Origin of the sequence: Streptomyces atratus, assembly GCF_040655115.1 — a bacterium.
Lineage (GTDB): Bacteria > Actinomycetota > Actinomycetes > Streptomycetales > Streptomycetaceae > Streptomyces > Streptomyces atratus_D.
In genome coordinates this window covers 1-22247 of the sequence record NZ_JBFAJH010000063.1, presented here as the reverse complement: position 1 = coordinate 22247, position 22247 = coordinate 1, and the positions used below count along the sequence as shown (strand labels likewise).

At 68.2% G+C, this 22247-nt stretch carries 21 protein-coding genes; 12 read left to right on the top strand and 9 right to left on the bottom strand.

All coding sequences use genetic code 11. The features are described 5' to 3' along the window. Positions 1-373: 373 nt before the first annotated feature. Together AB0I23_RS36510 and AB0I23_RS36505 are read right to left on the bottom strand one after the other, a co-directional pair. Entirely contained in the window at positions 374-1579 is a 1206-nt protein-coding gene (locus AB0I23_RS36510) for a cytochrome P450 (RefSeq protein WP_359116429.1), read from the bottom strand. A 278-nt stretch (positions 1580-1857) separates the two neighbouring features. Further along, complete coding sequence (locus AB0I23_RS36505) at positions 1858-2829, bottom strand: DUF1259 domain-containing protein (RefSeq protein WP_359116426.1); 972 nt, start codon at positions 2827-2829, stop codon at positions 1858-1860. 151 nt (positions 2830-2980) lie between these two features. Between AB0I23_RS36505 and AB0I23_RS36500 the strand changes: the two genes are divergently transcribed. The 8 genes from AB0I23_RS36500 to AB0I23_RS36465 all read left to right on the top strand — a co-directional run bounded on the left by AB0I23_RS36500 (position 2981) and on the right by AB0I23_RS36465 (position 11702). Beyond that, positions 2981-3397, top strand: a complete 417-nt coding sequence (locus tag AB0I23_RS36500; RefSeq protein ID WP_359116423.1) for an SgcJ/EcaC family oxidoreductase — start codon at positions 2981-2983, stop codon at positions 3395-3397. Positions 3398-3562: 165 nt separating this feature from the next. Then, complete coding sequence (locus tag AB0I23_RS36495) at positions 3563-3967, top strand: hypothetical protein (RefSeq protein WP_359116420.1); 405 nt, start codon at positions 3563-3565, stop codon at positions 3965-3967. Further along, positions 3964-5763: an alpha/beta hydrolase gene (locus AB0I23_RS36490; protein WP_359116418.1), complete on the top strand. Its 1800-nt coding sequence runs from the start codon at positions 3964-3966 to the stop codon at positions 5761-5763. The genes AB0I23_RS36495 and AB0I23_RS36490 overlap by 4 nt, the downstream gene beginning before the upstream one ends. Positions 5764-5846: 83 nt before the next feature. Continuing rightward, positions 5847-6302 (top strand): hypothetical protein, encoded by a 456-nt coding sequence (locus AB0I23_RS36485; protein WP_359116415.1) that lies wholly within the window; start codon positions 5847-5849, stop codon positions 6300-6302. Positions 6303-6468: 166 nt separating this feature from the next. Continuing rightward, a complete protein-coding gene (locus tag AB0I23_RS36480) occupies positions 6469-8964 on the top strand; it encodes an alpha/beta hydrolase (protein WP_436847051.1) in 2496 nt (831 codons plus the stop codon). After that, complete coding sequence (locus AB0I23_RS36475; protein ID WP_359116412.1) at positions 8961-9527, top strand: hypothetical protein; 567 nt, start codon at positions 8961-8963, stop codon at positions 9525-9527. Before AB0I23_RS36480 ends, AB0I23_RS36475 begins: the two co-directional genes overlap by 4 nt. 136 nt (positions 9528-9663) lie before the next feature. Next, the gene (locus AB0I23_RS36470) at positions 9664-10674 is read left to right on the top strand and encodes a bifunctional lytic transglycosylase/C40 family peptidase (RefSeq protein ID WP_359116409.1); all 1011 of its coding nucleotides are present in this window, start codon (positions 9664-9666) and stop codon (positions 10672-10674) included. 308 nt (positions 10675-10982) lie between these two features. Beyond that, complete coding sequence (locus AB0I23_RS36465) at positions 10983-11702, top strand: phosphatase PAP2 family protein (protein ID WP_359116406.1); 720 nt, start codon at positions 10983-10985, stop codon at positions 11700-11702. Between the two features lie 49 nt (positions 11703-11751). On the opposite strand, the gene AB0I23_RS36460 is transcribed toward AB0I23_RS36465, so the two are convergent. Next, on the bottom strand, positions 11752-13344 hold the full coding sequence (locus AB0I23_RS36460; protein WP_359116403.1) for an FAD-binding oxidoreductase: 1593 nt from the start codon (positions 13342-13344) through the stop codon (positions 11752-11754). Positions 13345-13458: 114 nt separating this feature from the next. After that, positions 13459-13653 (bottom strand): hypothetical protein, encoded by a 195-nt coding sequence (locus AB0I23_RS36455; protein WP_359116400.1) that lies wholly within the window; start codon positions 13651-13653, stop codon positions 13459-13461. 132 nt (positions 13654-13785) lie between these two features. Here AB0I23_RS36455 and AB0I23_RS36450 point away from each other — a divergent pair, with 132 nt between their 5' ends. After that, positions 13786-14694 carry a hypothetical protein gene (locus AB0I23_RS36450; protein ID WP_359116397.1) on the top strand — a complete coding sequence of 303 codons (909 nt, stop codon included), beginning with the start codon at positions 13786-13788 and terminating at the stop codon, positions 14692-14694. 129 nt (positions 14695-14823) lie between these two features. Continuing rightward, positions 14824-15018 (top strand): hypothetical protein, encoded by a 195-nt coding sequence (locus tag AB0I23_RS36445; RefSeq protein ID WP_037695967.1) that lies wholly within the window; start codon positions 14824-14826, stop codon positions 15016-15018. Between the two features lie 65 nt (positions 15019-15083). Here AB0I23_RS36445 and AB0I23_RS36440 read toward each other — a convergent pair whose 3' ends face one another. Then, on the bottom strand, positions 15084-15434 hold the full coding sequence (locus AB0I23_RS36440) for a metal-sensitive transcriptional regulator (RefSeq protein ID WP_359116394.1): 351 nt from the start codon (positions 15432-15434) through the stop codon (positions 15084-15086). A 199-nt stretch (positions 15435-15633) separates the two neighbouring features. Here AB0I23_RS36440 and AB0I23_RS36435 point away from each other — a divergent pair, with 199 nt between their 5' ends. Both AB0I23_RS36435 and AB0I23_RS36430 read left to right on the top strand, forming a co-directional pair. Then, positions 15634-16254 carry a DUF47 domain-containing protein gene (locus AB0I23_RS36435; RefSeq protein WP_037695792.1) on the top strand — a complete coding sequence of 207 codons (621 nt, stop codon included), beginning with the start codon at positions 15634-15636 and terminating at the stop codon, positions 16252-16254. A 5-nt stretch (positions 16255-16259) separates the two neighbouring features. Then, positions 16260-17258, top strand: a complete 999-nt coding sequence (locus AB0I23_RS36430) for an inorganic phosphate transporter (protein WP_359116391.1) — start codon at positions 16260-16262, stop codon at positions 17256-17258. A gap of 231 nt (positions 17259-17489) precedes the next feature. On the opposite strand, the gene pstB is transcribed toward AB0I23_RS36430, so the two are convergent. The 4 genes from pstB to pstS all read right to left on the bottom strand — a co-directional run bounded on the left by pstB (position 17490) and on the right by pstS (position 21700). After that, the gene (pstB, locus tag AB0I23_RS36425; protein WP_359116389.1) at positions 17490-18266 is read right to left on the bottom strand and encodes a phosphate ABC transporter ATP-binding protein PstB; all 777 of its coding nucleotides are present in this window, start codon (positions 18264-18266) and stop codon (positions 17490-17492) included. Between the two features lie 62 nt (positions 18267-18328). Then, the gene (gene pstA / locus AB0I23_RS36420) at positions 18329-19408 is read right to left on the bottom strand and encodes a phosphate ABC transporter permease PstA (protein ID WP_359116386.1); all 1080 of its coding nucleotides are present in this window, start codon (positions 19406-19408) and stop codon (positions 18329-18331) included. Then, positions 19405-20403, bottom strand: a complete 999-nt coding sequence (pstC, locus tag AB0I23_RS36415) for a phosphate ABC transporter permease subunit PstC (protein ID WP_359116383.1) — start codon at positions 20401-20403, stop codon at positions 19405-19407. The genes pstA and pstC overlap by 4 nt, the downstream gene beginning before the upstream one ends. 160 nt (positions 20404-20563) lie before the next feature. Continuing rightward, positions 20564-21700, bottom strand: a complete 1137-nt coding sequence (gene pstS / locus AB0I23_RS36410) for a phosphate ABC transporter substrate-binding protein PstS (protein ID WP_359116380.1) — start codon at positions 21698-21700, stop codon at positions 20564-20566. Between the last annotated feature and the right edge of the window lie 547 nt (positions 21701-22247).

Genomic DNA, 22247 nt, shown 5'->3' with positions numbered 1-22247 from the left:
GGTTTCCGCCCTTCGAGGGCCGATGCGGCATGTGTTTGTCCTTGGCCACGGCCGGGCGGACCGGCCCGGCACTGCCCGGCGCGTGCACGACCGGCCCGCCGAGGGGCCGCCCCACGGCGGGAGACGCCCCACGGCGGGGCGGCGGTCACCCATCCCGCGGACCGGTGACCGCCGGTCGGGGGTCTCCCCGTCGCCTCTGGCCACACCCATATGGCCAGGTCGTAGGGATTCCGCCCGCCCGGGACGGACCGCATACGGGATGTGCGTCGCCGACCGGGACGCGAAAGCGGAGGACCAGTGCGCCCAGGACCGTTCGGGGCGTACCGGTGAGCCGGGACTCACTCCTGCTCACTGCCCAGGAACGGTATCGACGTCACCAGGCGACGGGCAGTGCGAGCGGATAACGCCAGATCGATGTCTTGTTCCAGGCCACTTCCTCGGCCGGCTTTGCCAGCCGGAGGTCAGGGAAGCGTTTCAGGAGGGTTCCGATTGCGACGTCGAGCTCCGTGGCGGCGAGCGGGGCGCCGAGACAGTGGTGACCACCCCAGCCGAAGGTCATGTGGGACGGACCGGTGCGTTCCAGGTCCAGCTCGTCGGGCCGGTCGAACTTCCGGCCGTCCCGGTTGGCCGTCAGGTAGGAGACGTGCACGATGTCTCCCGCCCGGATCCTCACCCCGCTCAGTTCCACGTCCTCGGTGGCGACGCGGGGGATGCCGACGCCCTTACGGAAGGGGATGAAGCGCAGCAGTTCCTCGATGGCCTGCGGGAGCATCTCGGGGCGGGCGCGCAGCATGGCCAGCTCCTTGGGCCGAGTGAGCAGCGTGTAGGCGATGTTCCCGATCTCGTACGTGGTGGTGTCCTGGCCGGTGATGAGCAGGACCATGGCCATGACGGTCAGTTCTTGATCGTCGAGAAGCTCGTCCCCGTCCCGGGCGGTCGCCAGCGCGCTGATCAGGTCGTCGCCCGGGTTCTCGCGCCGGTGCGCCGTCAGCTCCGCGAAGTAGGCGCGGAGATCGGCCTTGGCCCGTACCGCGTTGTCCCGGTTGTCGATGCCGACGTCCATCATGGTCCGCGCGTGGGCGCGCAGTTGCGCGTGGTCGCCCTCGGGAATGTCGAGGACCTCGCAGATGGTGGTCAGCGGCAGCGGGGCCGCGAGGTGCTCGAAGAGGTCGGCGGGGGAACCGTGCTCCTCCATCCGGTCCAGCAGCTCATCCACGACGTGCTGGGTACGGACCCGCATGCGTTCCATGTGGCGCGGCGCGAAACCCTTGGAGATCAGGCTGCGCAGGCGGCTGCTGGCCGGTGGGTCCATCACATTGATCGCCTCGTCCTGAACGATGGGTTCAGGGGTCATGCGCGGGAAGTTCCGGCCGATGATGGCGCTGCGGCTGAATCGCCGGTCGGTGGTCACCGTGCGCACGTCGTCGTAGCCGGTGACGAGCCATGCTTCCCCGTCGCCGTGGGGCAGCCGGATGCGGGCGACGGGCTCGTCGTTCTGCAGCTGCTTGAGCAGCGGATCGAATTCGAGGGCCTCGGCATAGTCGAACGGGCAGTTCCGCGGGGTGGAGGCTGGTTCCATACGGAGCTCCAGATATCGGATCTGACGGATGATTCTGTATCTACTGGGATGAACAGGTCATAGGTACCCGATGGTCTTCCGGGGTACGCGCTGCTCCGGGGCAATTGGTCCATTGGAATTGACCGCCCCGTCACTGCCGAAGGTTCCGGCCCGTGGAGGAGGCGGGATCACGCCGGCGCCGCGAACGCACGCCTGCGAACCCGTGCCCGTGGGCGTCAAGGACGCCCACGGGCACGGGGAGCGGGTACCCGAGAGCAACCCGCTCCCACCACTCTTTCTCAGCTGATCGGCACGACGTTGGTGGCATCCACCGCGGGGCGCAGCCCCCGGGCGAGTTCGACGGCGTCGCCCACGGCCCAGAAATGGGTGAAGAACAGGCGAGGGTTTTCCGTCAAGTGGTGGTTGTGCAGCTCGACAAGCTTGATCCCGCCGCGCCGCAGAGCGCCCAGTGCGTTCTGGACCTCCTCGGCGAGCATGACGCAGTCGCCGCTGAGCGCGGCCCGGCCGCCACCCAGCGGCTGGAAGTTGAACGCGCTGGTCGATCCCAGACCGGGAGGCAGTACCAGATGGCCGTCGCAGATCGTCTCGCGACGGGCGAAGACGACCTTGTAGACCACGCCGTCGCTGGAGCCCTTCGCGCCCAGCGCAGCCTCGATGCCGGCGATGTCCAGGTCGTGGGGGACCGGCGGGCCGGTCGGTTCTGCCGGCGGGGTCCCGGTGAGGTCGAATCCCGCGCGCAGGCCGCGCGCCAGGGCCACCGCGTCGTGGCCGTGTCCGTGGACGTGCGTCCACCAGATGTCGGGTGTCTGGGCAAGCAGATGCTTGTGGAGCGCGGTCTGCGCGATTCCGTTCGCCTGCCAGGCGTCCGTCACGTGCTGCAGCTCGTCCTCGGTGACCACCACATCGCCCATCACCATCGTGGTGCCGTCGGCATAACGGACGAAGGCCACGTGCGTGCCCAGCGCGAGCGCCGGTGTGACGGTGACGCCATCGGAGACCACGTAGAGATCCCCGCGGGGGAAGGGGGTGTGGTAGGTCGTTCCCCGCAGCATGTTGCCTCTGCGGCCCAGCACGTGCGCGACGTCCGCCCAGTCCGCCTCGGTGGTGGTCGCCGGCTTGACCCGCCTGCGACGCCAGTCCCCGGGCATCCCGGGCATTCCCGTTGCTCCGGTCGTTCCGGCCGGCAGGGCCTGAGCGGCGGCCGCTCCCGCCCCGGCCAGCATCGGGGCCAGTGCCGCTGCGGCCAGCACGCGCCGCCGCGATGTAATCGCCTGTGTGTGCGTGTCCTGCCGTCGGTCTTCAGCCATCATCTGATTGTCTCCATGGCGAGATAAAACCATGCGAAACTATAAGAAAGCGGATGCTTCGTCGTGAGGTGGGCCTGGATGGGCTAAGCGTGTTGTGCGTGGTCCGGCCTCCAGGGCACAGGAGTTCACGAAACCCTGCCGGGGGTTCTGGAGCTGCCCGAGCGGGAGACGGGGCCGCAGGCCCCACACCCGGGCGGTGGAGTCGGCGTCGCCGCGGCCGCCCACCGTTGCCCGGCTCGTATACAGCGACGGAAGAGAAGCCATCCGTGCCCGGATGGCCGCCGGATTCGCCGGACCGCTCAAGGGCTCGACCGTTGTCGACGAGGTGCGGAGCGTGCGGTTCATCGGCGAGGACGCCGCCGTGGTGATCAGCCGCAGCGGAATCCTGCCGGCGGGTGGGTCCGCGGTTCCCGCCGAACACCTCGTGCTCGCCACACGGGTCCTGGCGAAGGCGGCCGGGGAGGACCGGCTGGTCGCCGGATACCACAACTGCCCGGTCGGCACCGTCTGATCACACGCCCTCCGGCGGTCCACCGATCGGGTGAAATCCCACTGGGGGCGGGGTGGGCGTCCGGCCCTGCAATTCAGGGCCGGACGGCCACCTCGAGGGCTGACGCGCATGGCGTGTCGGGTGCGCCGTCTTTGGGACAGTGCCGCTCCACGATCAAGGAGCGGGGTGAGCGGGGTGGCCGTGGTGGGTCGGCAGAAGCTGAGCGATCTGAGCGGGGCGGGCGGTGCCGGTGACGGTGCGGGTGGTGGTGGCAGGGATCAGCTGAGGCACAGCGACGGGCCCTGGTTGAGGGCCGCCGGGGGAGCCGAGTCGCTGCACACGCTGCTGGGGCCGGTGAAGAGCGAGCTGGAGGCCGCGCACGAAGGGGTCGTGACGGGAACCGTCGGGCTGGAGGCGCTGGCCGAACTCGGCGCCGTACGCGAGTCGTGGCAGCGGCGGATCGACGCCGCGCGCTGCGAGTGCGGGAGCCTCGCCGGGAAACTCCGCGCCGTCGTAAGGGCCCAGGGCGTCACGGACGAGACCGTGAAGTCGTCCTTCGCACGGGTCGAGCCGTGGACCGGTGGGCAATGACCTCGAAGATCACGTGGGCCCAACTGCGCGACGTGAACTGCGCCGAACTGGAAGGCGCGGCCGACGGATGGGGCCGGGCCAGCAACCTGGCCGACGCCGGCCGGGACCGCATCGACAAGCAGCTGCTGAACGGGTTGCGCGGGACGCAGCAGGGTGAGGCGGCCGACGCGGCCGTCGGGCGGCTGCGCCAACTCAGCCAGAACTTCCAGTACGTGTACACGGAGTGCGGTCTGCTCCGCACCACGCTGAACAGCATGGCCCACGAACTCAGGGGCCAGCAAAGGGCGTTGCGGGAAGCGCTGGACGACGCGGAAGCGCTGAAGTTCACCGTGCACCCGGACGGCTCGGTGACCTACCCGGAGGCCGGCGAGGGGCTGATCGACGGGAAGCCGATGCCGGGTGGGACGGCGACCGGGGGCGGAGTACCGGGGCTGCTGCCACCCTCGGGGCTCGTCGCCCCCAACCCGAACGTGGCCAAGGCGCAGGACATCGCCGACCGGGTGGCCAAGGCCGTGCGGACAGCCGCCGACATCGACTGGCGCTACACGCGGATCCTGCGGAAGCTGAAGGCCGAGGAGGGGCTGAAGGTCCCCGGCCCGGCCTGGACGGACGCGGCGACGGACGCGGCAGCGGCACGGAACGCGGCAGGTGCCTACCTGAACGAAGCCATCCCGCACGACGCGAGCCCGGCCGAACGCAAGGCGTGGTGGGCCGGGCTGACACAGGAACAGCGGGAGGAGTACCTCGCGGTGTACCCGGACCAGATCGGCAACCTGGACGGAATCCCGGCGGTCGTACGGGACGCCGCCAACCGGGACAACCTGCAACTGCTCATCGGGAAGCTGGAAGGGCAGGAGGGGGACAGGGCGGAGACGCAGTTGGCGGGGTTGCGGGAGATTGACCGGCAGTTGCGCTTGCTGCCGAAATCTGGCGAGCCGCCAATGTATCTGCTCGGAATCGGCGACGAGAGCAATGGGCGGGCAATTGTCTCTTTCGGGAACCCGGATACGGCAAGAAATGTTTCGGCATACGTACCAGGGCTGAACACGTCGCTGGATAAGGATTTTGCAGAAGGGGATCTCAAGCGGGCCCGTGACACAGCCATTGGGACACGGTATCTCGATCATTCCAGTGCCGCGGTTGTCTGGCTTGGTTATGACGCGCCGCAGACGCCAGACGGACTTTCGAGTTTGGCGGTAGCCGGTGATGAAAGGGCTGAGAAGGGTGGGAAAGCATTCAATGGCTTCACGGAGGGCTTAGTGGCTACGAATGAGAATGAGGATCCGCACCTGACGGCTATCGGGCATTCTTATGGTTCGCGCACTGTCGGTGCCGCAACTCAGCAAGGTGGCGGGATTCCCGGTGTGGACGACATCGTGTTGGTGGGCAGTCCGGGGGTTGGTGTGGACCGCGCTGAGGATCTCGGGGTTGGGAAAGACCATGTTTTTGTCGGTGCAGCTGAGAATGATGTGGTGACCAAGCTCCCCTCCAAGCAGCAGGCAGCTGTCGGCGTTGTGGGATTGATTGCTGGAGGGCCAGCTACTGCCTATGTGGCTGGTGATCTCGCCGATCCGGGAGATGACGACCTCTGGTTCGGAAAGGATCCGGCGAGTGAAGCGTTTGGCGCGAGGCGTTTTTCCGTGAATGAGGGTCCGGAGCTGATCAGCGCAAAAGGGGTCTCGATCGATGCGCACTCTCAGTACTTCGACCCGGAAAGAGATGCGGTATCGGCAAGCAATATTGCTCTGATCTCTGCGGGGCGTTCCAGCAAACTCAAGACGGAAGAGTACCGATGAGTTTCCGGATTCGACTGACAGCTGCCGTACTGCTGATGTGCATGGAAATGTCCGGCTGTGTGAATGGAGGGAAGGAGGTAAACATGGATATGCAAGGCGCAGCGGAGCGCGCTGATGGGATCCTCGATGCTGTCATGAAGGAGATCGAACCGGAGGTTCAGTGGACGCATGGCCCGACGACCACAGGCAGCTGTGATGTAACTCGTAGGCGCACTGTAATGACCATAATTTCTGCTGAGCGTCGCGGCAGCTTCCTGGGCGTGGTGGATCGCTTCTGGCGGAAGAGCGGCTACAAGATCAAGGCGATCAACAACGATGTGGACGTCCCGGCGATCTTTGCGCAGACGAAGGACGGCTTTGGAGTCACTCTGATCGTCGGAGGCGAAGGTCAGGTGTTCTTCGAGGTCGACAGTCCATGCGTGAAGAAGTCTGACGTCGCCGAACCCGCAACTCCGCCGAACGGGCGCAGCTATGCGGGCGTGGAACTCATCCCCCGCCCCAACGTGCACTCCGACTTCTGGTCTGCCGGGGCGACCTGACACCACATCAGGACAAGGTGACCTGAACCTCTGGATGTATCGCGCACTTTGAGTCTCGCATTGGGCCCTGGGGCCCATGCCCCGCCCGGTGCCGGTGTGGTCGCATACGTGGAGTGGCGGATCTGTCACTGCTCACTGCACCCACTCACAAGGCAGGGGACTCGCCGTGTCTGGCATACGAGGATTAGCGGTTCCGGGTGGCTTCGCCGCGGATGCTGTCGTGGACCATCCGCGCAGGCAGCCCCTGCCGAGCACGCTGCAAGCAGTGCTGATCCTCGTCCGCGTGCTCTTCGTGGTCACCGTCGTCGGCGTGATCGACGTGTTGTCGGTGGCGTCCTCGGTCGATGCGGTGGACGGTCGGCTGCTGGGAATGCTGCTGTACGCGGCGTTACCCGGCGTCACCGGGTTCGTCCTCTCGCTGCGTCTGTGGACCGGTGGCGTCGGGATCCGCCGTGGACTCCTTGCCGTACACGTCTGGCTCGCCCTCGGTGCATTGGCCACCTTGAGTGGGGACGGCGGCGTCCAAGGTGTCCCCCAGCTGGTGATACCTGTCGCCGTCGTCGTCCTCTTGTTCCGGAGAAGCTCCCGCGCCTGGTTCAGGCTCAGTCCTGAACAGCGCGCCATACAGCGGCCGTTCTTCCTCACGCGAGTGCTCAGGGCCCGTCGTGACCGTGGGCAGACCGCGATGGAGTACCTGGGTGCTGTCCTGGTGGTCGTGGCTCTCGTCGGCGCGCTCATGGCGACGCAGATCGGTGGGCAGCTGACCGGTGAGATCCAGAGCGCGATCTGCCGGCTCACCGGTAGCGCCTGCCCGGCGGCGGGCAGTGGCGTGGTGGCCGGTCATGGCGAGGATGGCGGTGGTGGTGCTTCCGGCGGTGGCGCTACGGAGTCCGGCGGTGTGGACTCCGGAGGGTCGACCGTCGCCGGAGGGACTTCTTCGTCCGGTGGGTCGGGGTCATCCGGAGGGACTTCTTCGTCCGGTGGGTCCGAGTCATCCGGGGGTACGGACTCGGGAGGGTCCGCAGCATCCGGTGGATCGGACTCCGGGGGTACGGACTCGGGAGGGTCCGCAACATCCGGTGGATCGGACTCCGGGGGTACGGACTCGGGAGGGTCCGCAGCGTCGGGAGGTTCGGACTCGGGTGGGTCGGACGCCTCGGGCGGGTCCACCGCATCCGGCGGAGACGGCGGTAGCGCCACTCAGGCCGCCGAGGGGGGCGAGGGTCCGAGCGCCCCCGGTCACGCATCGGACGGCGGCTTCTTCACCGGGCTCGTCGGCGACGGCCTCTGGGGCGATGTCAGCGGCGCCGCGGACACCGTTTTCCACCCCGTCACGAACGGCAGGAACCTCGGCAATCAGGTAGCCCAGTACGCGCAGAGCGCGAGCAACAAGTGGTCCCGGGGCGACCGCGCCGGTGCGGCGGGGGAGCTGATCAAGGCGGCCACCGGCGTCGGTGGCGTCGGCGCCGGGCTGCCCGGTTCCGGCTCCCGTGTCGGGGCGGCCGTGCAGGCGGACCAGCGCGACTATCTGAACGCCCGCATCCCGCGGGGCGGCACTGCTGCCGGGCGCAAGGCGTGGTGGGACGGACTGACGCAGGATCAGCGTGATCAGTACCTCGCTCTTTCCCCGGATCGGATCGGCAACCTCGACGGGATCCCGGCGGCGACCAGGGACGCTGCCAACCGCAAGAACCTGACTCAGCTGATCGGGAAGCTGTCGGGGCAGGACGACGCGACGTCGCAGAAGCAGCTCGCCGGACTGCGGGAGATCGAGCGGCAGTTGAAGGAGAACGGGAAGCAGCCGCCGATGTACCTGCTCGGCATATCGGACGAGGGAAACGGGCGGGCGATCGTCTCGTTCGGGAATCCGGACACGTCGAAGAACGTGTCGGCGTATGTGCCGGGGCTGAACACCTCCCTGGACGAGGAGTTCGCGAAGAACGATCTCAAGCGGGCCCGTGACACCGCGATCGGCGCCCAGGGGTACGAACAGTCCAGTGCGGCGATCGTCTGGCTCGGCTACGACGCACCCCAGACGCCGGACGGGCTGAGCAGCCTGGCGGTCATGGGTACGGGGCGGGCGGAGAAGGGCGGCGTGGCGTACAACGACTTCATGAGCGGGCTGGTCGCCACCAACCAGAACAAGGATCCGCATCTGACAGCCATCGGGCACTCGTACGGTTCGCGGACCGTGGGAGCCGCCGCGCAGCATGTCGGCGGAATTCCGGGAGTCGACGACATCATTCTGGTCGGCAGCCCGGGGGTGGGCGTGGATCAGGCCGTGGACCTCGGGGTCGGTGCCGGACACGTCTTCGTCGGCGCCGCGGCGAACGACCCGGTCACCAAGCTCCCGTCCAAGGTGCAGACCGCCGTGGGCACGCTGGGGATGCTGGCGTTCGGTCCTGCTGGTGCATACTTCGCCGGGGATCTGGCCGACCCGGGAGACGACGACCTCTGGTTCGGCAAGGACCCGGCGAGCAAGGCATTCGGCGCCAGGCGCTTCCCCGTGGGCGACGGGCCACCGGTGGTCAGCGGCTCCGGCCTGAGCTTTGACGCCCACTCTCTCTACTTCGATCCGGTGAGGGACGCCGTCTCGGCGGACAGCATCGCTCTGATCGTGTCGGGACACGCCGACAGTCTCAAGATGGAGGCACAGCGATGAAGCGACGGTTCCGGATCGTTGTGGTGGCCCTGGCCCTCGGCTTCTCCCTGTCCGCGTGCGGGAGCGAACACCAGGGGCAAGGGGACGCCGGAGGGAAGAAGGGGCGCATGGACATGCAACAGGCCGCCGAGCGGTCCGACGGCATGCTCGACGCGGTGCTGAAGGCCATCGATCCCGAGGTGCAGTGGGCACACGGGCCGACGACCGCGGGGACGTGCGACGTGACCCGCAGGCGCACGGTGATGACCATCGTGTCGGCGTCGCGCCGGGCGGAATTCCTGGACCAGGTGGAGAAGTTCTGGCGGAAGAGCGATTACCGGATCAAGGCGATCAACAAGGACACGGAGTTCCCGGCCGTCTATGCCCGGACGGACGCCGGGTTCGGAATCAGCGTCAGCTTCCGCGGAAAGGGGCAGGCGTTCTTCGAGGCGGACAGCCCCTGCGTGAAGGAGTCGAAGGTCGCCGATTCCACGTCCGAGCCGAACGGTCCGGCGTACGAGGGTGTCTACCCCCTGCCGCGCCCCAACGTGCGCTCCGACTACTGGTCCGCGGGAGCGTCCTGAGGGTTGGTCAGTCGGCGGAATTCGTTCTCCTCGGTGCGCGGTCGGTGACCCCGGCGAGCCGGCCCGTGCTCCGGACAACTCGTACACACCCGCGAAAACGGCCTTGAACCCGCCCCGGATGGGGGATGGTTGAGGGGTGCGGAAATTCTGGGTGGTCGGTGGGATCGGCATCGGGGTCGCCATGTGCTTCGTGGCGCTGCTCGTCGTCGGTACGTACTCCGCTGCCGCCGGCCTCGGCAACGCCGGCAGCAACGCGGCCGTCGGGCTGGCGAAGGGGGCGGTGCCGGCGAAGTTCCAGCCGCTCGTGCAGAAGTGGGGCAACCTCTGCCCGGCCATCAACCCCGCGCTCCTCGCCGCTCAGCTGTACCAGGAGAGCGGGTGGAACCCGCGGGCGCAGAGCAAGGCCGCCGCGCAGGGCATCGCGCAGTTCATCCCCGGGACCTGGTCGGGGCACGGGATCGACGGGGACGGGGACGGGGACCGGGACGTCTGGGATCCGGCCGATGCCATCCCCTCCGCCGCCAGCTACGACTGCGAACTCGCCGGGTACGTCAAGAAGGTGCCGGGGGATCAGACGGACAACATGCTGGCCGCCTACAACGCCGGTGCGTACCGGGTCATCAGCTCCGGCGGCGTACCGAAGATCGCGGAGACGCAGAACTACGTCAAGATCATCCGTTCGCTGGAGAAGAGCTTCGCCCGGCCGGTCGGGCGGGTCGAGCCCTCGCGGCAGGCGGCCGGGGCGATCTACTTCGCACAGAAGAAGCTCGGTACGAAATATCTGTGGGGCGGGAACGGCACGGCTGAGCAGGGTGGACGGTTCGACTGTTCCGGACTGACGCAGGCCGCGTACCGGACCGTGGACATCGAGCTGCCGCGAGTGGCGAACGATCAGTACAACGCCGGGCCGCACCCCTCACGGGGCGAACTGCTCCCCGGCGACCTGGTCTTCTTCTCCGACGACCTGACCAACTCCCGGGCGATCCACCACGTCGGGCTGTATGTCGGCGGCGGGTACATGATCAACGCGCCGTACACCGGGGCCGTGATCCGCTTCGACAAGATCGACACGCCCGACTACTTCGGTGCGACGCGCGTGACGAAGGACGGCGCGGCGGCACTCCCGACCGCCCAGCCGGCGGCGTGACGGGGAGTCGTCGGTGGCCGGAACTCTCCGTGAAGCCTGGGCCCTGAGCTGCGACGACGAGTCACTCTTCGATAACGTCATGGTGATCATTCGGTGGAGAGTGGAACGTACACGCGGAGAGCTTCGTTCCCTGGACTGGGGCAGCACGCGCACTGACCATGCGGCGCTGCCCGGCACCGTCGCGTATCACACGCAGCAGTGATCGAAGCAGTGATCGAGAGAGTGGTCGAACCGAACACGGGGGTTCGTCATACGCGGTGCACACGGCTGTGCACCGCGGCAGCAGACAAGGCAAGGGGCCGCAGCAGATGGCTGGACTCGCACTGGATGGGTCGAACCCAGACGTCAGCCTGCTCTACGACATCAATGGGCTCGCAAAATCCGCTCCGACCTGGTTCGACCGGGTGATGGAGTTCGTCGGCGAGTACGGGATCATGCTCGGCATGGTCCTCGTGGTCCTGTGGTGCTGGTGGAGCGTCCGCCGACGCGGCACGGCCGAGGACTCGGTGACCGCGGTCGCCGGGATCGTCTGGGCGCCGCTCGCCGCCGGGATCGCGCTGCTCGTCAACATCCCGATCCGGGACTTCGTGGAGCGGCCGCGCCCGTTCCGCGACCACCAGGGCCTGGACGTCCTGGTGTCGGGTAAGAACGACTTCTCGTTCGTGAGCGACCACGCCACGATGGCGATGGCTCTCGGCGTCGGACTGTTCGTGGCCAACCGGAAATTCGGACTCGCCGCGATCGTCCTCGCGCTGGCGGAAGGCTTCTGCCGGATCTATATGGGGGTCCACTACCCGACCGACGTCATCGGCGGGTTCGCGCTCGGCACTGCTGCCACACTGCTGCTCGCGCCGCTCGCGATGGCGTTGCTGACGCCGGTCGTCGCCGCCGTCTCACGGTCGGAGCGCGTGGGGTGGCTCGTACGGTCGAGGCGGCTTGTGCCGGCCGCGGCCGAGGGGCGCCCGCTCGGGATCCCGGAGCCGCGCCCGCGGGCGGGCGACGGTGGCGAGAAGGACCTGGCCGCCTAGACGGTGTGACCGAGGGAGAACTGGGGGCGTTCGCGCCCCCAGTTCTGCGTTACAGCGCCTGCGGGAAAGTGAAGAGGCGCTCGGGGTCGTACTGCTTCTTCACCCGGGTGAGACGGTCGGCCGCCGTTCCGTAATACGCCTGCCGCCAGTCGGTCAGCGCCGGGTCCGTGTAGTTCTGGTACGCCGCTCCGGACGCGTGACGCCGCAGCGCCCCGTGGGTGTTTTTCAGCCAGTCCTGCTGGGCCGTGCCCGCCGTGCCGGGACGCCAGGCGGCGATGTACTGGGCGAGCATCCGTGAGTGGCGGTGGACGAACGCCGTCGCCTGCGGGTCGACCCGGTTGATCGCCCCGCCGAGCGCGGTGAGCACGATCGATCCGCCGCCGCTCGGGGCCACGCCGATCCGGGTGAACGCCTCGGTCCGGTCGAGCAGGGCCTGTATGCCCGCCGGGGACAGGGAATGGTCGAAGAAGTCGGACGCGGCGGCGTACGTCTCGCGCTGGAGCGCGCCCTGCGCGTTACGGCCGGGTGTCGTCCCCGGCAGACGGCACTGATCGTCGCTGATGCCGGCGCAGCCCGCGTACACCAGCATCGCCTCCTCGTAGCTGCGGCGGCGCAGCGACACCGAGGACGCCGGTGCGCCGATCCGGGCCGCCAGGCGGTCGACGGCGTTCTGGAGGTCGCCGTAGGTTCCCAGGCCGAACGCGGCGACCGACACGGTCGGGTTGCCGCCGCCCGGTCCCGCCGCGAGATGTGCGGAGGACCAGATCTCGTCCGGCTGGTCCGGGCCCCACTCCTGCCAGGCGGCGATGACGGACCGGGCGCGCGACCACGGCCACGACATGTACGCGGTGACGGTCCGTGGGGCCGGGCGGGTGCGGAACGTCAGCTCGGTGACCACACCGAAGTTGCCGTTGCCCCCGCCGCGCAGCGCCCAGAAGAGGTCGGGGTGGTGCTTGGCGTCGGCGGTCACCGTTGTGCCGTCGGCGGTGACGAGGGTTGCCGCGGTGAGGCTGTCGCAGGTCAGGCCGTACGCGCGGGACGCGACGCCGTGGCCGCCGCCGAGGGTGAGACCGGAGATGCCGACCGTGGGGCAGGAGCCTCCGGGGATCGTCAGCCCGTGCTGGGCAAGTCCCCGGTAGACGTCGATGAGTTTGGCGCCCGCGCCGACGGTGCCGTCCCGGTCGACCCGGGAGAGTGAGGAGACGTCAATCACCAGACGCCCGTTGCCGCTCGACCAGCCCGCGTACGAGTGACCGCCGTTGCGGATGGAGACGGGGGTGGAGGTGCGGCGGGCGAAGGCCAGGCACTCGCGGATGTCCGCCTCGTGCCGGACATACGCGACAGCCGCCGGTTTCTGGCCGTCGAAACGGGTGTTGTAGAGCTGGCGGGCCGTCCGGTACGCCGCGTCCTCGGGGCGTACGAGGATGCCGTCGAGGCTCTTGGCCAGGGCGGGCCAGTTGGCCTTGCCGGTGGTGGCAGGGGGTGAGCCGGCCGAGGTGGGCGATGCGGGCGATGTGCGGGTGGCGGACGGGGCGGCATCCGAGGAATCCGTGCCGGCGCCTCCGCAGGAGGTGGCCGTGGCGGTGGCCAGAGCTGTTGCCGCGCCCGCGGTGAGCAGGGTGCGCCGGTTGGGCAGGTTCATCGGACCCTCCGGGTCATGGCCGTGCGGGGCGATCGGTCGGGCGGGGCGATCGGTCGGGCGACCGTCGGGTGATCGGTTGTCGGTGATCCGTGATCCGTGATCCGTGATCCGTGATCAGCGGGCGGCGCGGTGCTCTGCGGCGTCGGTGCGGGCGCGGTCGCGGGAGCGGCGGGCCGGGCCGGTCCACCCGCAGTCGCAGCGGGCGATGCAGAACGAGCCACGTTCGATGGTGAAGGGCTCGTGGGCGGGGGGTGTCGGCGAGGCGGGGGTAGCGGTCGGCGTGACCCCGGCGGTGTGTTGGTCGTACACCCGTCCACGGTACTGGGGACGGGCACCCGTCCGTGAGGCCTACGAGGACGGCGTGACGGGGGACAAGGGTGGTCGTTATGCGGGGCGGGTGGGGGCACGGGCAAGCGGTACGTCGTTGGGGGTTGGCAGGCGATGGTGGTGCAGCAGCACAGGTCCGGAGGCGGGACGCGCGCTGTCTGCGCCCTCGCCGTGGTGGGCGTGATGGCGGCGGCCGCCGGATGCTCGGACAGCGGTGGCCGGGGCGGGACCGATGTCGGCGGCCGGAGCGTGGTGGACGAGCGGGGTGGGGGTGATCCCCTCGACGCGATCCACCGGGCGGCCGCGGTGCTCGCGGGGACGGGGGGCGGGAATCGGCCAAGGGGCCGGGAAGTCGTCGGAAGCGCAGAGGTGCGTACGTCGATGGAGACCGCGGCCGGCGGGACGCGGGTGACGATCACGGGGCGGGGGAGGTACGACTTCCGCAGGCAGCTCGGCCGGCTCACCGTGGTGCTGCCGAAGGACGCCGCGGGCGAGGACGAACACCGCCCCATCACCGAACTCCTCACCCCCGGTGCGCTCTACATGAAGAACCGTGGCGCGGGAGTCCCCGCCGGCAAGTGGGTCAGGGTCGACACGACGGCACTGGAGGACGGCAATCTCGTCACGGGCGGGGTCACCGATCCGATGGCGGCCGCGGAACTGCTTCGGGGAGCGAGCACGGTGACGTATGTGGGGGAGAGCGAGCTCGCCGGGGTGACGGTCCGGCACTACCGGGGGACCGCGGACCTCGGACGCGCGGCGCGGGCCGCCTCGCCCGGATCGCGTGGCGCACTGGCCGCGGCGGCGAAAGGGTTCCGCATGGACGCCGTGCCGTTCGACGCGTATCTGGACGGGGCGGGGCGGCTGCGGAAGGTGCGCCACCGGTTCAGTTTCGCCAACGAGGGTCCGCCGGTGCAGGTGGTCTCGACGACGCTGCTGTTCGGATTCGGGGTGCCCGTGGACGTGCGGCTTCCGGACGGCCGTGACATCTACACCGGGCAGATCGAGCAGGGGCAGCGGTAGCGGCGGCCGAGGCGGCGGGCCGGGCGCGTAGGCATCCGGCGCGGCCGAAATGGTCCGTCCGTGCCATGCGCGGCACGTGGTCCGCTCCCTACGCTAGGAAGTCGGCGACGGTAGTGAGAGGTGACGTACGTGGTGACGCTCAGCACTCGGACCGTTCAGGACCATGTGGCCCTCGCCGAGATCGAGCTGTGCGGTGAGCTGATGATCGCGGCGTCGGCCGCCATCGGTGAACGCCTCAGTGCGGACCGTATCGACGAGGTGCTCAACGTCGGGGCGGGCGCCGAACGCACCACCGTCCCCCGGCGGGGCGACCACCGGGGGTGACGGACAAAAGCGGACGTCAGACGGTACCTCGGGCAGTGTCCCAGGCGACCTCACACGGCGCTGCCTCAGGTACGGAGCAGCCGGGCGATGGCCTTCGTGGCTTCCTCGACCTTCGCGTCGATCTCCTCGCCACCCTTGACCGCCGCGTCCGCGACGCAGTGGCGCAGATGCTCCTCGAGTAGTTGGAGCGCGAACGACTGGAGAGCCTTGGTGGACGCCGAGACCTGCGTGAGTATGTCGATGCAGTAGACGTCCTCGTCGACCATCCGCTGCAGACCACGGATCTGGCCCTCGATCCGGCGCAGCCGCTTGACGTGGTCGGCCTTCTGATGGTGGTAGCCGTGTATGCCGCGGTCGTGGTCGGTGAGGATCTCCGCCGATTCCCCGGTGGGTTCCGTCGCCTCTGTGGTGGTCATTGCTGCCTCCCGTTTTCCCTTTACCCTGCGCCCTATATACCCCGGGTGGGTATATCCTAACGAATTCAGCTGAAACGTGACCGGGGGCCCGTGCTGATCACCGTGCTCGATGCGCGACACTGAAGAACGCCGGTTAGCCGTGGCCGGATGATGCACCTAGCATCAGCCTGACCGAATCCAAAGCATCCGAGGACCCCACGTGCGCTTTCGTCTGACCCCCAGGGAGACGAGCTTCTACGACATGTTCTCCGCATCCGCGGACAACATCGTCACGGGCTCGAAACTCCTCATGGAACTGCTCGGGGCGGACTCTGCCTCCCGAGTCGAGATCGCGGAACGCATGCGGGCAGCGGAGCACGCAGGGGACGATGCCACCCACGCGATCTTCCACCAGCTGAACTCCTCTTTCATCACGCCGTTCGACCGCGAGGACATCTATAACCTCGCATCGTCGCTCGACGACATCATGGACTTCATGGAGGAGGCCGTCGACCTGGTCGTGCTGTACCAGGTCGAAGAACTCCCCAAGGGTGTCGAGCAGCAGATCGAGGTGCTGGCGCGGGCGGCCGAGCTGACCGCCGAGGCGATGCCCAATCTGCGCACGATGGACAACCTCACCGAGTACTGGATCGAGGTCAACCGTCTGGAGAACCAGGCCGACCAGATCCACCGCAAGCTGCTCGCCCATCTCTTCAACGGCAAGTACGACGCCATTGAGGTGCTGAAGCTCAAGCAGATCGTGGATGTGCTGGAAGAGGCGGCCGATGCGTTCGAGCACGTCGCCAACACGGTGGAGACCATCGCGGTCAAGGAGTCCTGAACCACGTGGACACCTTTGCGCTGATCGTGACCATCGGTGTCGCGCTCGGCTTCACCTACACGAACGGCTTCCACGACTCGGCGAACGCCATCGCCACCTCGGTCTCCACCCGGGCGCTGACCCCGCGGGCGGCCCTGGCGATGGCCGCGGTGATGAACCTCGCCGGTGCCTTCCTGGGCCAGGGAGTCGCCAAGACCGTCAGTGAGGGTCTGATCGCGACGCCCGAGGGGCAGAAGGGGATGGGAATCCTCTTCGCCGCCCTTGTCGGCGCGATCATCTGGAACCTCGTCACCTGGTACTTCGGTCTGCCCTCGTCGTCCTCGCACGCGCTGTTCGGCGGCATGGTCGGAGCGGCGCTGGCCGGGGGAACGCTGGTGCACTGGGACGGGGTGCTCGACAAGATCGTCATCCCGATGTTCGTCTCGCCGGTCGTCGGCCTGATCGTCGGCTATCTGGTGATGATCGCGATCATGTGGCTGTTCCGGAACGCCAACCCGCACAAGGCCAAGCGCGGCTTCCGCATAGCCCAGACGGTCTCGGCGGCAGGCATGGCGCTCGGGCACGGTCTGCAGGACGCGCAGAAGACGATGGGCATCGTGGTGATGGCGCTGGTCATCGCCGATGTCGAGAGTCCGAGCGACCCGATCCCGGTCTGGGTGAAGCTCGTCTGCGCGCTGATGCTCTCGCTGGGTACGTACGCGGGTGGCTGGCGGATCATGCGGACGCTCGGCCGGAAGATCATCGAGCTGGACCCGCCGCAGGGCTTCGCCGCGGAGACGACCGGGGCGTCGATCATGTTCGGCTCGGCGTACCTGTTCCACGCGCCCATCTCCACGACGCATGTGATCACCTCGGCGATCATGGGTGTGGGCGCCACGAAGCGGGTCAACGCGGTGCGGTGGGGAGTCGCGAAGAACATCATCCTCGGGTGGTTCATCACGATGCCGGCCGCGGCGCTGGTCGCTGCCGCGAGTTACGGGGGCGTCGTCCTGCTGTTCGGGTGAGTGACGCCCCCCGTGGGCTTGAAGTGAAAGGGGTCCGCCCCCGCTCCCTTGTGAGGAGCGGGGGCGGACCCTTTGCCTTGAGGGTGGCACCGCCATGCAGCACCCCAAAGGCTGTCTGTGAACGGGGCCGGTTCGCCGGAGGGATGTGGTGGGTTCGCCGGTGGAAACCCACCACCGGCAGTTACCACCCACGCCCCCGGCCCGGGCCGACCCCGTACCCGGGTGACCTGGTCACCCGAAGCGGCCGGAGATGTAGTCCTCCGTCGCCTGGACCGACGGGTTGGAGAAGATCCGTTCCGTCTCGTCTATCTCCACGAGCTTGCCGGGCTTGCCGACCGCCGCGAGGTTGAAGAACGCCGTGCGGTCCGAGACGCGGGCCGCCTGCTGCATGTTGTGCGTCACGATGACGATCGTGAACCGTTCCTTCAGCTCACCGATCAGGTCCTCGATGGCGAGGGTGGAGATCGGGTCCAGGGCGGAGCACGGTTCGTCCATCAGCAGCACATCCGGCTCGACCGCGATCGCGCGGGCGATGCACAGACGCTGCTGCTGACCGCCGGAGAGGCCGGAGCCGGGCTTGTTCAGGCGGTCCTTGACCTCGTTCCAGAGGTTGGCGCCGCGGAGGGACTTCTCGACGACGTCCGCCAGCCGGCCCTTCTTGTACGAACCGTTCAGCTTCAGGCCCGCAGCGACATTGTCGAAGATCGACATGGTCGGGAACGGGTTCGGCCGCTGGAAGACCATGCCGACGGTGCGGCGCACGGTGACCGGGTCGACGTTGGCCCCGTACAGGTTCTCGTCGTCCAGCAGCACCTTGCCCTCGACGCGGCCACCGGGGGTGACCTCGTGCATCCGGTTCAGGGTGCGCAGGAAGGTGGACTTGCCGCAGCCGGACGGGCCGATGAAGGCGGTCACGGAGCGGGGCTCCACGGTCATCGAGATGTCCTCGATGGCGAGGTGGGAGCCGTAGTAGGCGGACAGGCCGCTGACGTCGATGCGCTTGGCCATTTGAATCACTGCTTCTCTCTGTTGGCCGCGTCAGCGGCCGGCCACGCGGCGGAGCCGCATATTCAGTGCTGTGGGGCTTTCCAGCGGGCGATACCGCGGGCCACCAGGTTGAGGATCATGACGAAGGCGATCAGGACCAGAGCGGCGGCCCAGGCACGGTCGTACGACGGCTCACTGCCGATCTTGTACTGCTCCCAGATGTAGAAGGGGAGCGACGACTGTGCGCCTTGGAAGGGATTGGTGTTGATCAGCTGGCTGCCGAAGACCAGCAGCATGATCGGCGCGGTCTCGCCGGCGATCCGGGCGATGGCGAGCATCACACCTGTGGTGATACCGCCGATCGCGGTGGGCAGAACCACCTTCAGGATGGTGCGCCACTTCGGGATGCCGAGGGCGAGCGATGCCTCGCGGAGCTCGTTCGGGACGAGCTTGAGCATCTCCTCGGTGGAGCGGACCACGACCGGGATCATCAGGATCGTGAGCGCCAGCGAACCCATCAGGCCGGACGGCTGGAGCTTGGCCATCAGCATGATCGACAGGATGAAGAGACCGGCGACGATGGACGGGATACCGGTCATCACGTCGACGAAGAACGTCACGGCCTTGGCGAGCGCGCCCTTGCCGTACTCCACCAGGTAGACGGCGGTCAGCAGGCCGATCGGGGCGGAGATCAAGGTGGCGAGGCCGACCTGCTCCAGGGTGCCGATCAGGGCGTGGTAGACACCGCCACCCGGCGCCGTGCCGAGCACACCGGCCATGGAGTGGGTGAGGAAATAGCCGTCCAGGACCTTCGCGCCGCGGCTGACCGTGGTCCAGACCAGCGAGGCCAGCGGCACGACGGCGAGGAGGAAGCACACCCAGACGATGCTGGTGGCGAGCCGGTCCTTGGCCTGGCGCTGGTTCTCGACGACCGACGTCGTGACGTACGAGATGACGACGAAGAGCACCGCGGAGAACAGGCCCCACTGGATGCGGCTCTGCCAGCCGGCCGCCGCGCCGATGCCGACGCCGAGCACGAGCGCGGCGCCCGCGAAGGCGGCAGGGGCCCAGCGGGGGAGAACCCGGCTGCTGAGGCTGTTCCGGGAAGCGACCGTCGTGGGGGTGGGGCGTTCCTGTATGCCGGTGTTGGCTGCCTGGCTCATGCGTTGGCCCCCGAGTACTCCTTGCGGCGGGCGATGATGAGCCGGGCCGCGCCGTTGACCAGCAGGGTGAGGATGAAGAGGACGAGGCCGGAGGCGATCAGGGCGTCGCGCCCGAACTGGTCCGCCTCGTCGAACTTCGCGGCGATGTTCTGGGCGAACGTTCCGCCGCCGGGGTTGAGCACATGCGCCGAGATGACGAAGCTCGGCGACAGGACCGTGGCGACGGCCATCGTCTCGCCGAGTGCGCGGCCCAGGCCCAGCATCGACGCGGAGATCACGCCGGAGCGGCCGAAGGGCAGCACCGAGAGGCGGATGACTTCCCAGCGGGTGGCACCGAGAGCGAGGGCGGCTTCCTCGTTCATCTTCGGGACCTGGAGGAAGACCTCACGGCTGACGCTCGTCACGATCGGCAGGATCATGATCGCGAGCAGGATGCCGACGGTGAAGAGCGAGCGGGCGACGCCGACCTCGGTCTTCTCCAGGACGTACGTCCAGCCGAAGAACTGGTCGAGCCAGAGGTTCAGCCCCTCCAGGTACGGGACCAGGAAGAGGGCGCCCCAGATGCCGTACACGATGCTCGGCACTGCGGCGAGCAGATCGACGACGTACGCGAGGGGCGCGGCCAGCTTGCGCGGCGCGTAGTGCGAGATGAAGAGGGCGATACCGACAGCGATCGGAACCGCGATGGCCATCGCGATGATCGAGCTGACGATCGTGCCGAAGAGCAGGACCGCGATACCGAAGACCGGCTTGTCGCCGACCGGGTTCCAGTCCAGCGTGGTGAGGAAGTTGCCCTGGTCCTTGGAGATGGCGAGGGTCGCGCGGTACGTGAGGAACACGGCGATCGACGCCATGATCACGAGCAGCAGAATGCCTGAACCCCGTGAGAGGCCCAGGAAGATTGTGTCGCCCGCGCGTCCGACGGCCTTGGGCCTGGCGCGCTTGCGTTGCACCGGGTGCGCCGGTGGCGTGTCTGTCGGTGTGGTGGAAGCCATGGTCTTTCCGGTCTGTGTGGGGGAGCGACGTGCTCCCCTGGCGGCGGTGCACCGGATGGGGGTGGTGCCGGCGGGCCGGTCCGGAGGGGTACACCGGGCCGGCCTGCCGGGTATTGCTGTGGAGCTGGATTTCAGCTGGTGTTACGGGTGTTGCTTCTGGTTACTTGAGGGACGCGATGGTCTCGCGGACCTTGGCGTTGATCTCGGTCGGGATCGGCGCGTAACCGGCGTCGGTGAGGACCTTCTGACCCTCGTCACTCGCGGTGTAGTTCAGGAAGGACTTGACCGTGGGAAGCGTCTCGGCCTTGTTGCCCGTGTCGCAGACGACCTCGTAGGTCACCAGGACGATCGGGTACGCACCCTCGGCCTTGGTGGTGTAGTCGAGGTCGAGCGCCAGGTCCTTGCCGGTGCCCTTGATCTTGGCGGCGGCGATGGCCTTGGAGGCGTTCTCCGAGGAGGCCTTGACCGGGGCGGAACCACCGGTGTTGATGTCGACCGTGGAGATGGACTGCGACGAGGCGTACGAGAGCTCGAAGTAACCGATCGAGCCGTCGACCTGCTTCACCTGGGCGGCGACACCGGCGGAGCCGGACGCGGCCTGGCCACCGGGGGCCGGCCACTTCTTCTCGGGCTCGTACTTCCAGTCGTTCGGCGCGGTGGCGGCGAGGTACTTGCCGAGGTTCTGCGTGGTGCCGGAGTCCTCGGAGCGGTGGAAGGCCTGGATCGCCTTGGCCGGAAGCTTCGTGCCGCTGTTGAGCTTGGCGATCGCGGGGTCGTTCCACTTCTTGATCTTGCCGTCGAAGATCTTGGCGAGCGTGGGGGCGTCCAGCGTCAGGCTGTCGACACCCTCGAGGTGGAAGCCGATCGCGATGGGGCCGCCGACCATCGGCAGGTTGATGCCCTGGCCGGTCTTGCAGATCTTCTTCGAGTCGGCGACCTCTTCGGGCTTCAGCGCCGAGTCGGAGCCGGCGAAGCCGACCGTGCCCTGGTTGAAGGCGATGATGCCCTCACCGGAGGACGACGACTTGTAGTTGATCTCGACGCCCTTGCAGCCCGCCATGTAGTCCTTGACCCAGAGGTCCATGGCGTTCTTCTGCGCGCTGGAGCCGGAGGCGAGGAGCTGGCCCTTGGCGTCGTCGCACTTGATGTTCGACGCGGCGCTCGTCTTCTCGCCGCTGCCGCCCGTGCTGCCGCCGCTGTTGTTGTCCGAACCGCACGCCGTGAGGACCAGGGCGCTGGAGACGGCGAGGGCACCGAGCGCGGTGGCACGAAGCCGGTTCTTGCGCTGAAGCTTCACTTTCGGGTTTTTCCTTCCAGGAGCCGCCGAGGTCTTGTTCGTTCTACGACGGCGTGCGATGTGGTGGGTGGTGCGGCGTTTCGCCGCGCACCGTGCACTGCCGAAATTAGGCAGAACAGGTGAAGCGGCTTACGGGGGCGAGTGAACAGAAGGTGAACCGTGGCGGGCGGCCTGGTTCTCGTCGCCGTGGCGCGGGGCTCCTGGGCGTCGCGTGGTGCGGGGCCCCTGGGCGGGGCGGGGCGGGGGCGTTGCGTGGTGCGGTGCCCCGGTCCGGGGTGCGGGGGTTCCGTCCTCGATCGCCGGACGGGCTCCAATTTTCGGCGCCGTGCCCCGGGGGCGCCGCACTGTGCGGTGGGTGGTGGGCAGGGCCCCTCCGGGGCGTCTCCTCAGGACTGGCGCGGAAGCCGGCAACGCGAGCGAACCCGGCACGTGCGCCAGTCCCTGCGGGGACTCCCCTGCACGGCCCCACCCACGCATCACTCGCGCCCGCGACCCGGCGGTCGTGACAGGAGGGCACACCGGGCCGCTGACGCGCGACGGCCGGTCC

Excerpts from the sequence above, each read along its gene's own strand:
- AB0I23_RS36510 (WP_359116429.1), bottom strand. The coding sequence starts at position 1,579 with ATGGAACCAGCCTCCACCCCGCGGAACTGCCCGTTCGACTATGCCGAG.
- AB0I23_RS36450 (WP_359116397.1), top strand. The coding sequence starts at position 13,786 with ATGGTGGTGCAGCAGCACAGGTCCGGAGGCGGGACGCGCGCTGTCTGC.
- AB0I23_RS36490 (WP_359116418.1), top strand. The coding sequence starts at position 3,964 with ATGACCTCGAAGATCACGTGGGCCCAACTGCGCGACGTGAACTGCGCC.
- pstA (WP_359116386.1), bottom strand. The coding sequence starts at position 19,408 with ATGAGCCAGGCAGCCAACACCGGCATACAGGAACGCCCCACCCCCACG.
- pstC (WP_359116383.1), bottom strand. The coding sequence starts at position 20,403 with ATGGCTTCCACCACACCGACAGACACGCCACCGGCGCACCCGGTGCAA.
- AB0I23_RS36440 (WP_359116394.1), bottom strand. The coding sequence starts at position 15,434 with ATGACCACCACAGAGGCGACGGAACCCACCGGGGAATCGGCGGAGATC.
- pstB (WP_359116389.1), bottom strand. The coding sequence starts at position 18,266 with ATGGCCAAGCGCATCGACGTCAGCGGCCTGTCCGCCTACTACGGCTCC.
- AB0I23_RS36460 (WP_359116403.1), bottom strand. The coding sequence starts at position 13,344 with ATGAACCTGCCCAACCGGCGCACCCTGCTCACCGCGGGCGCGGCAACA.
- AB0I23_RS36465 (WP_359116406.1), top strand. The coding sequence starts at position 10,983 with ATGGCTGGACTCGCACTGGATGGGTCGAACCCAGACGTCAGCCTGCTC.
- AB0I23_RS36475 (WP_359116412.1), top strand. The coding sequence starts at position 8,961 with ATGAAGCGACGGTTCCGGATCGTTGTGGTGGCCCTGGCCCTCGGCTTC.
- AB0I23_RS36485 (WP_359116415.1), top strand. The coding sequence starts at position 5,847 with ATGGATATGCAAGGCGCAGCGGAGCGCGCTGATGGGATCCTCGATGCT.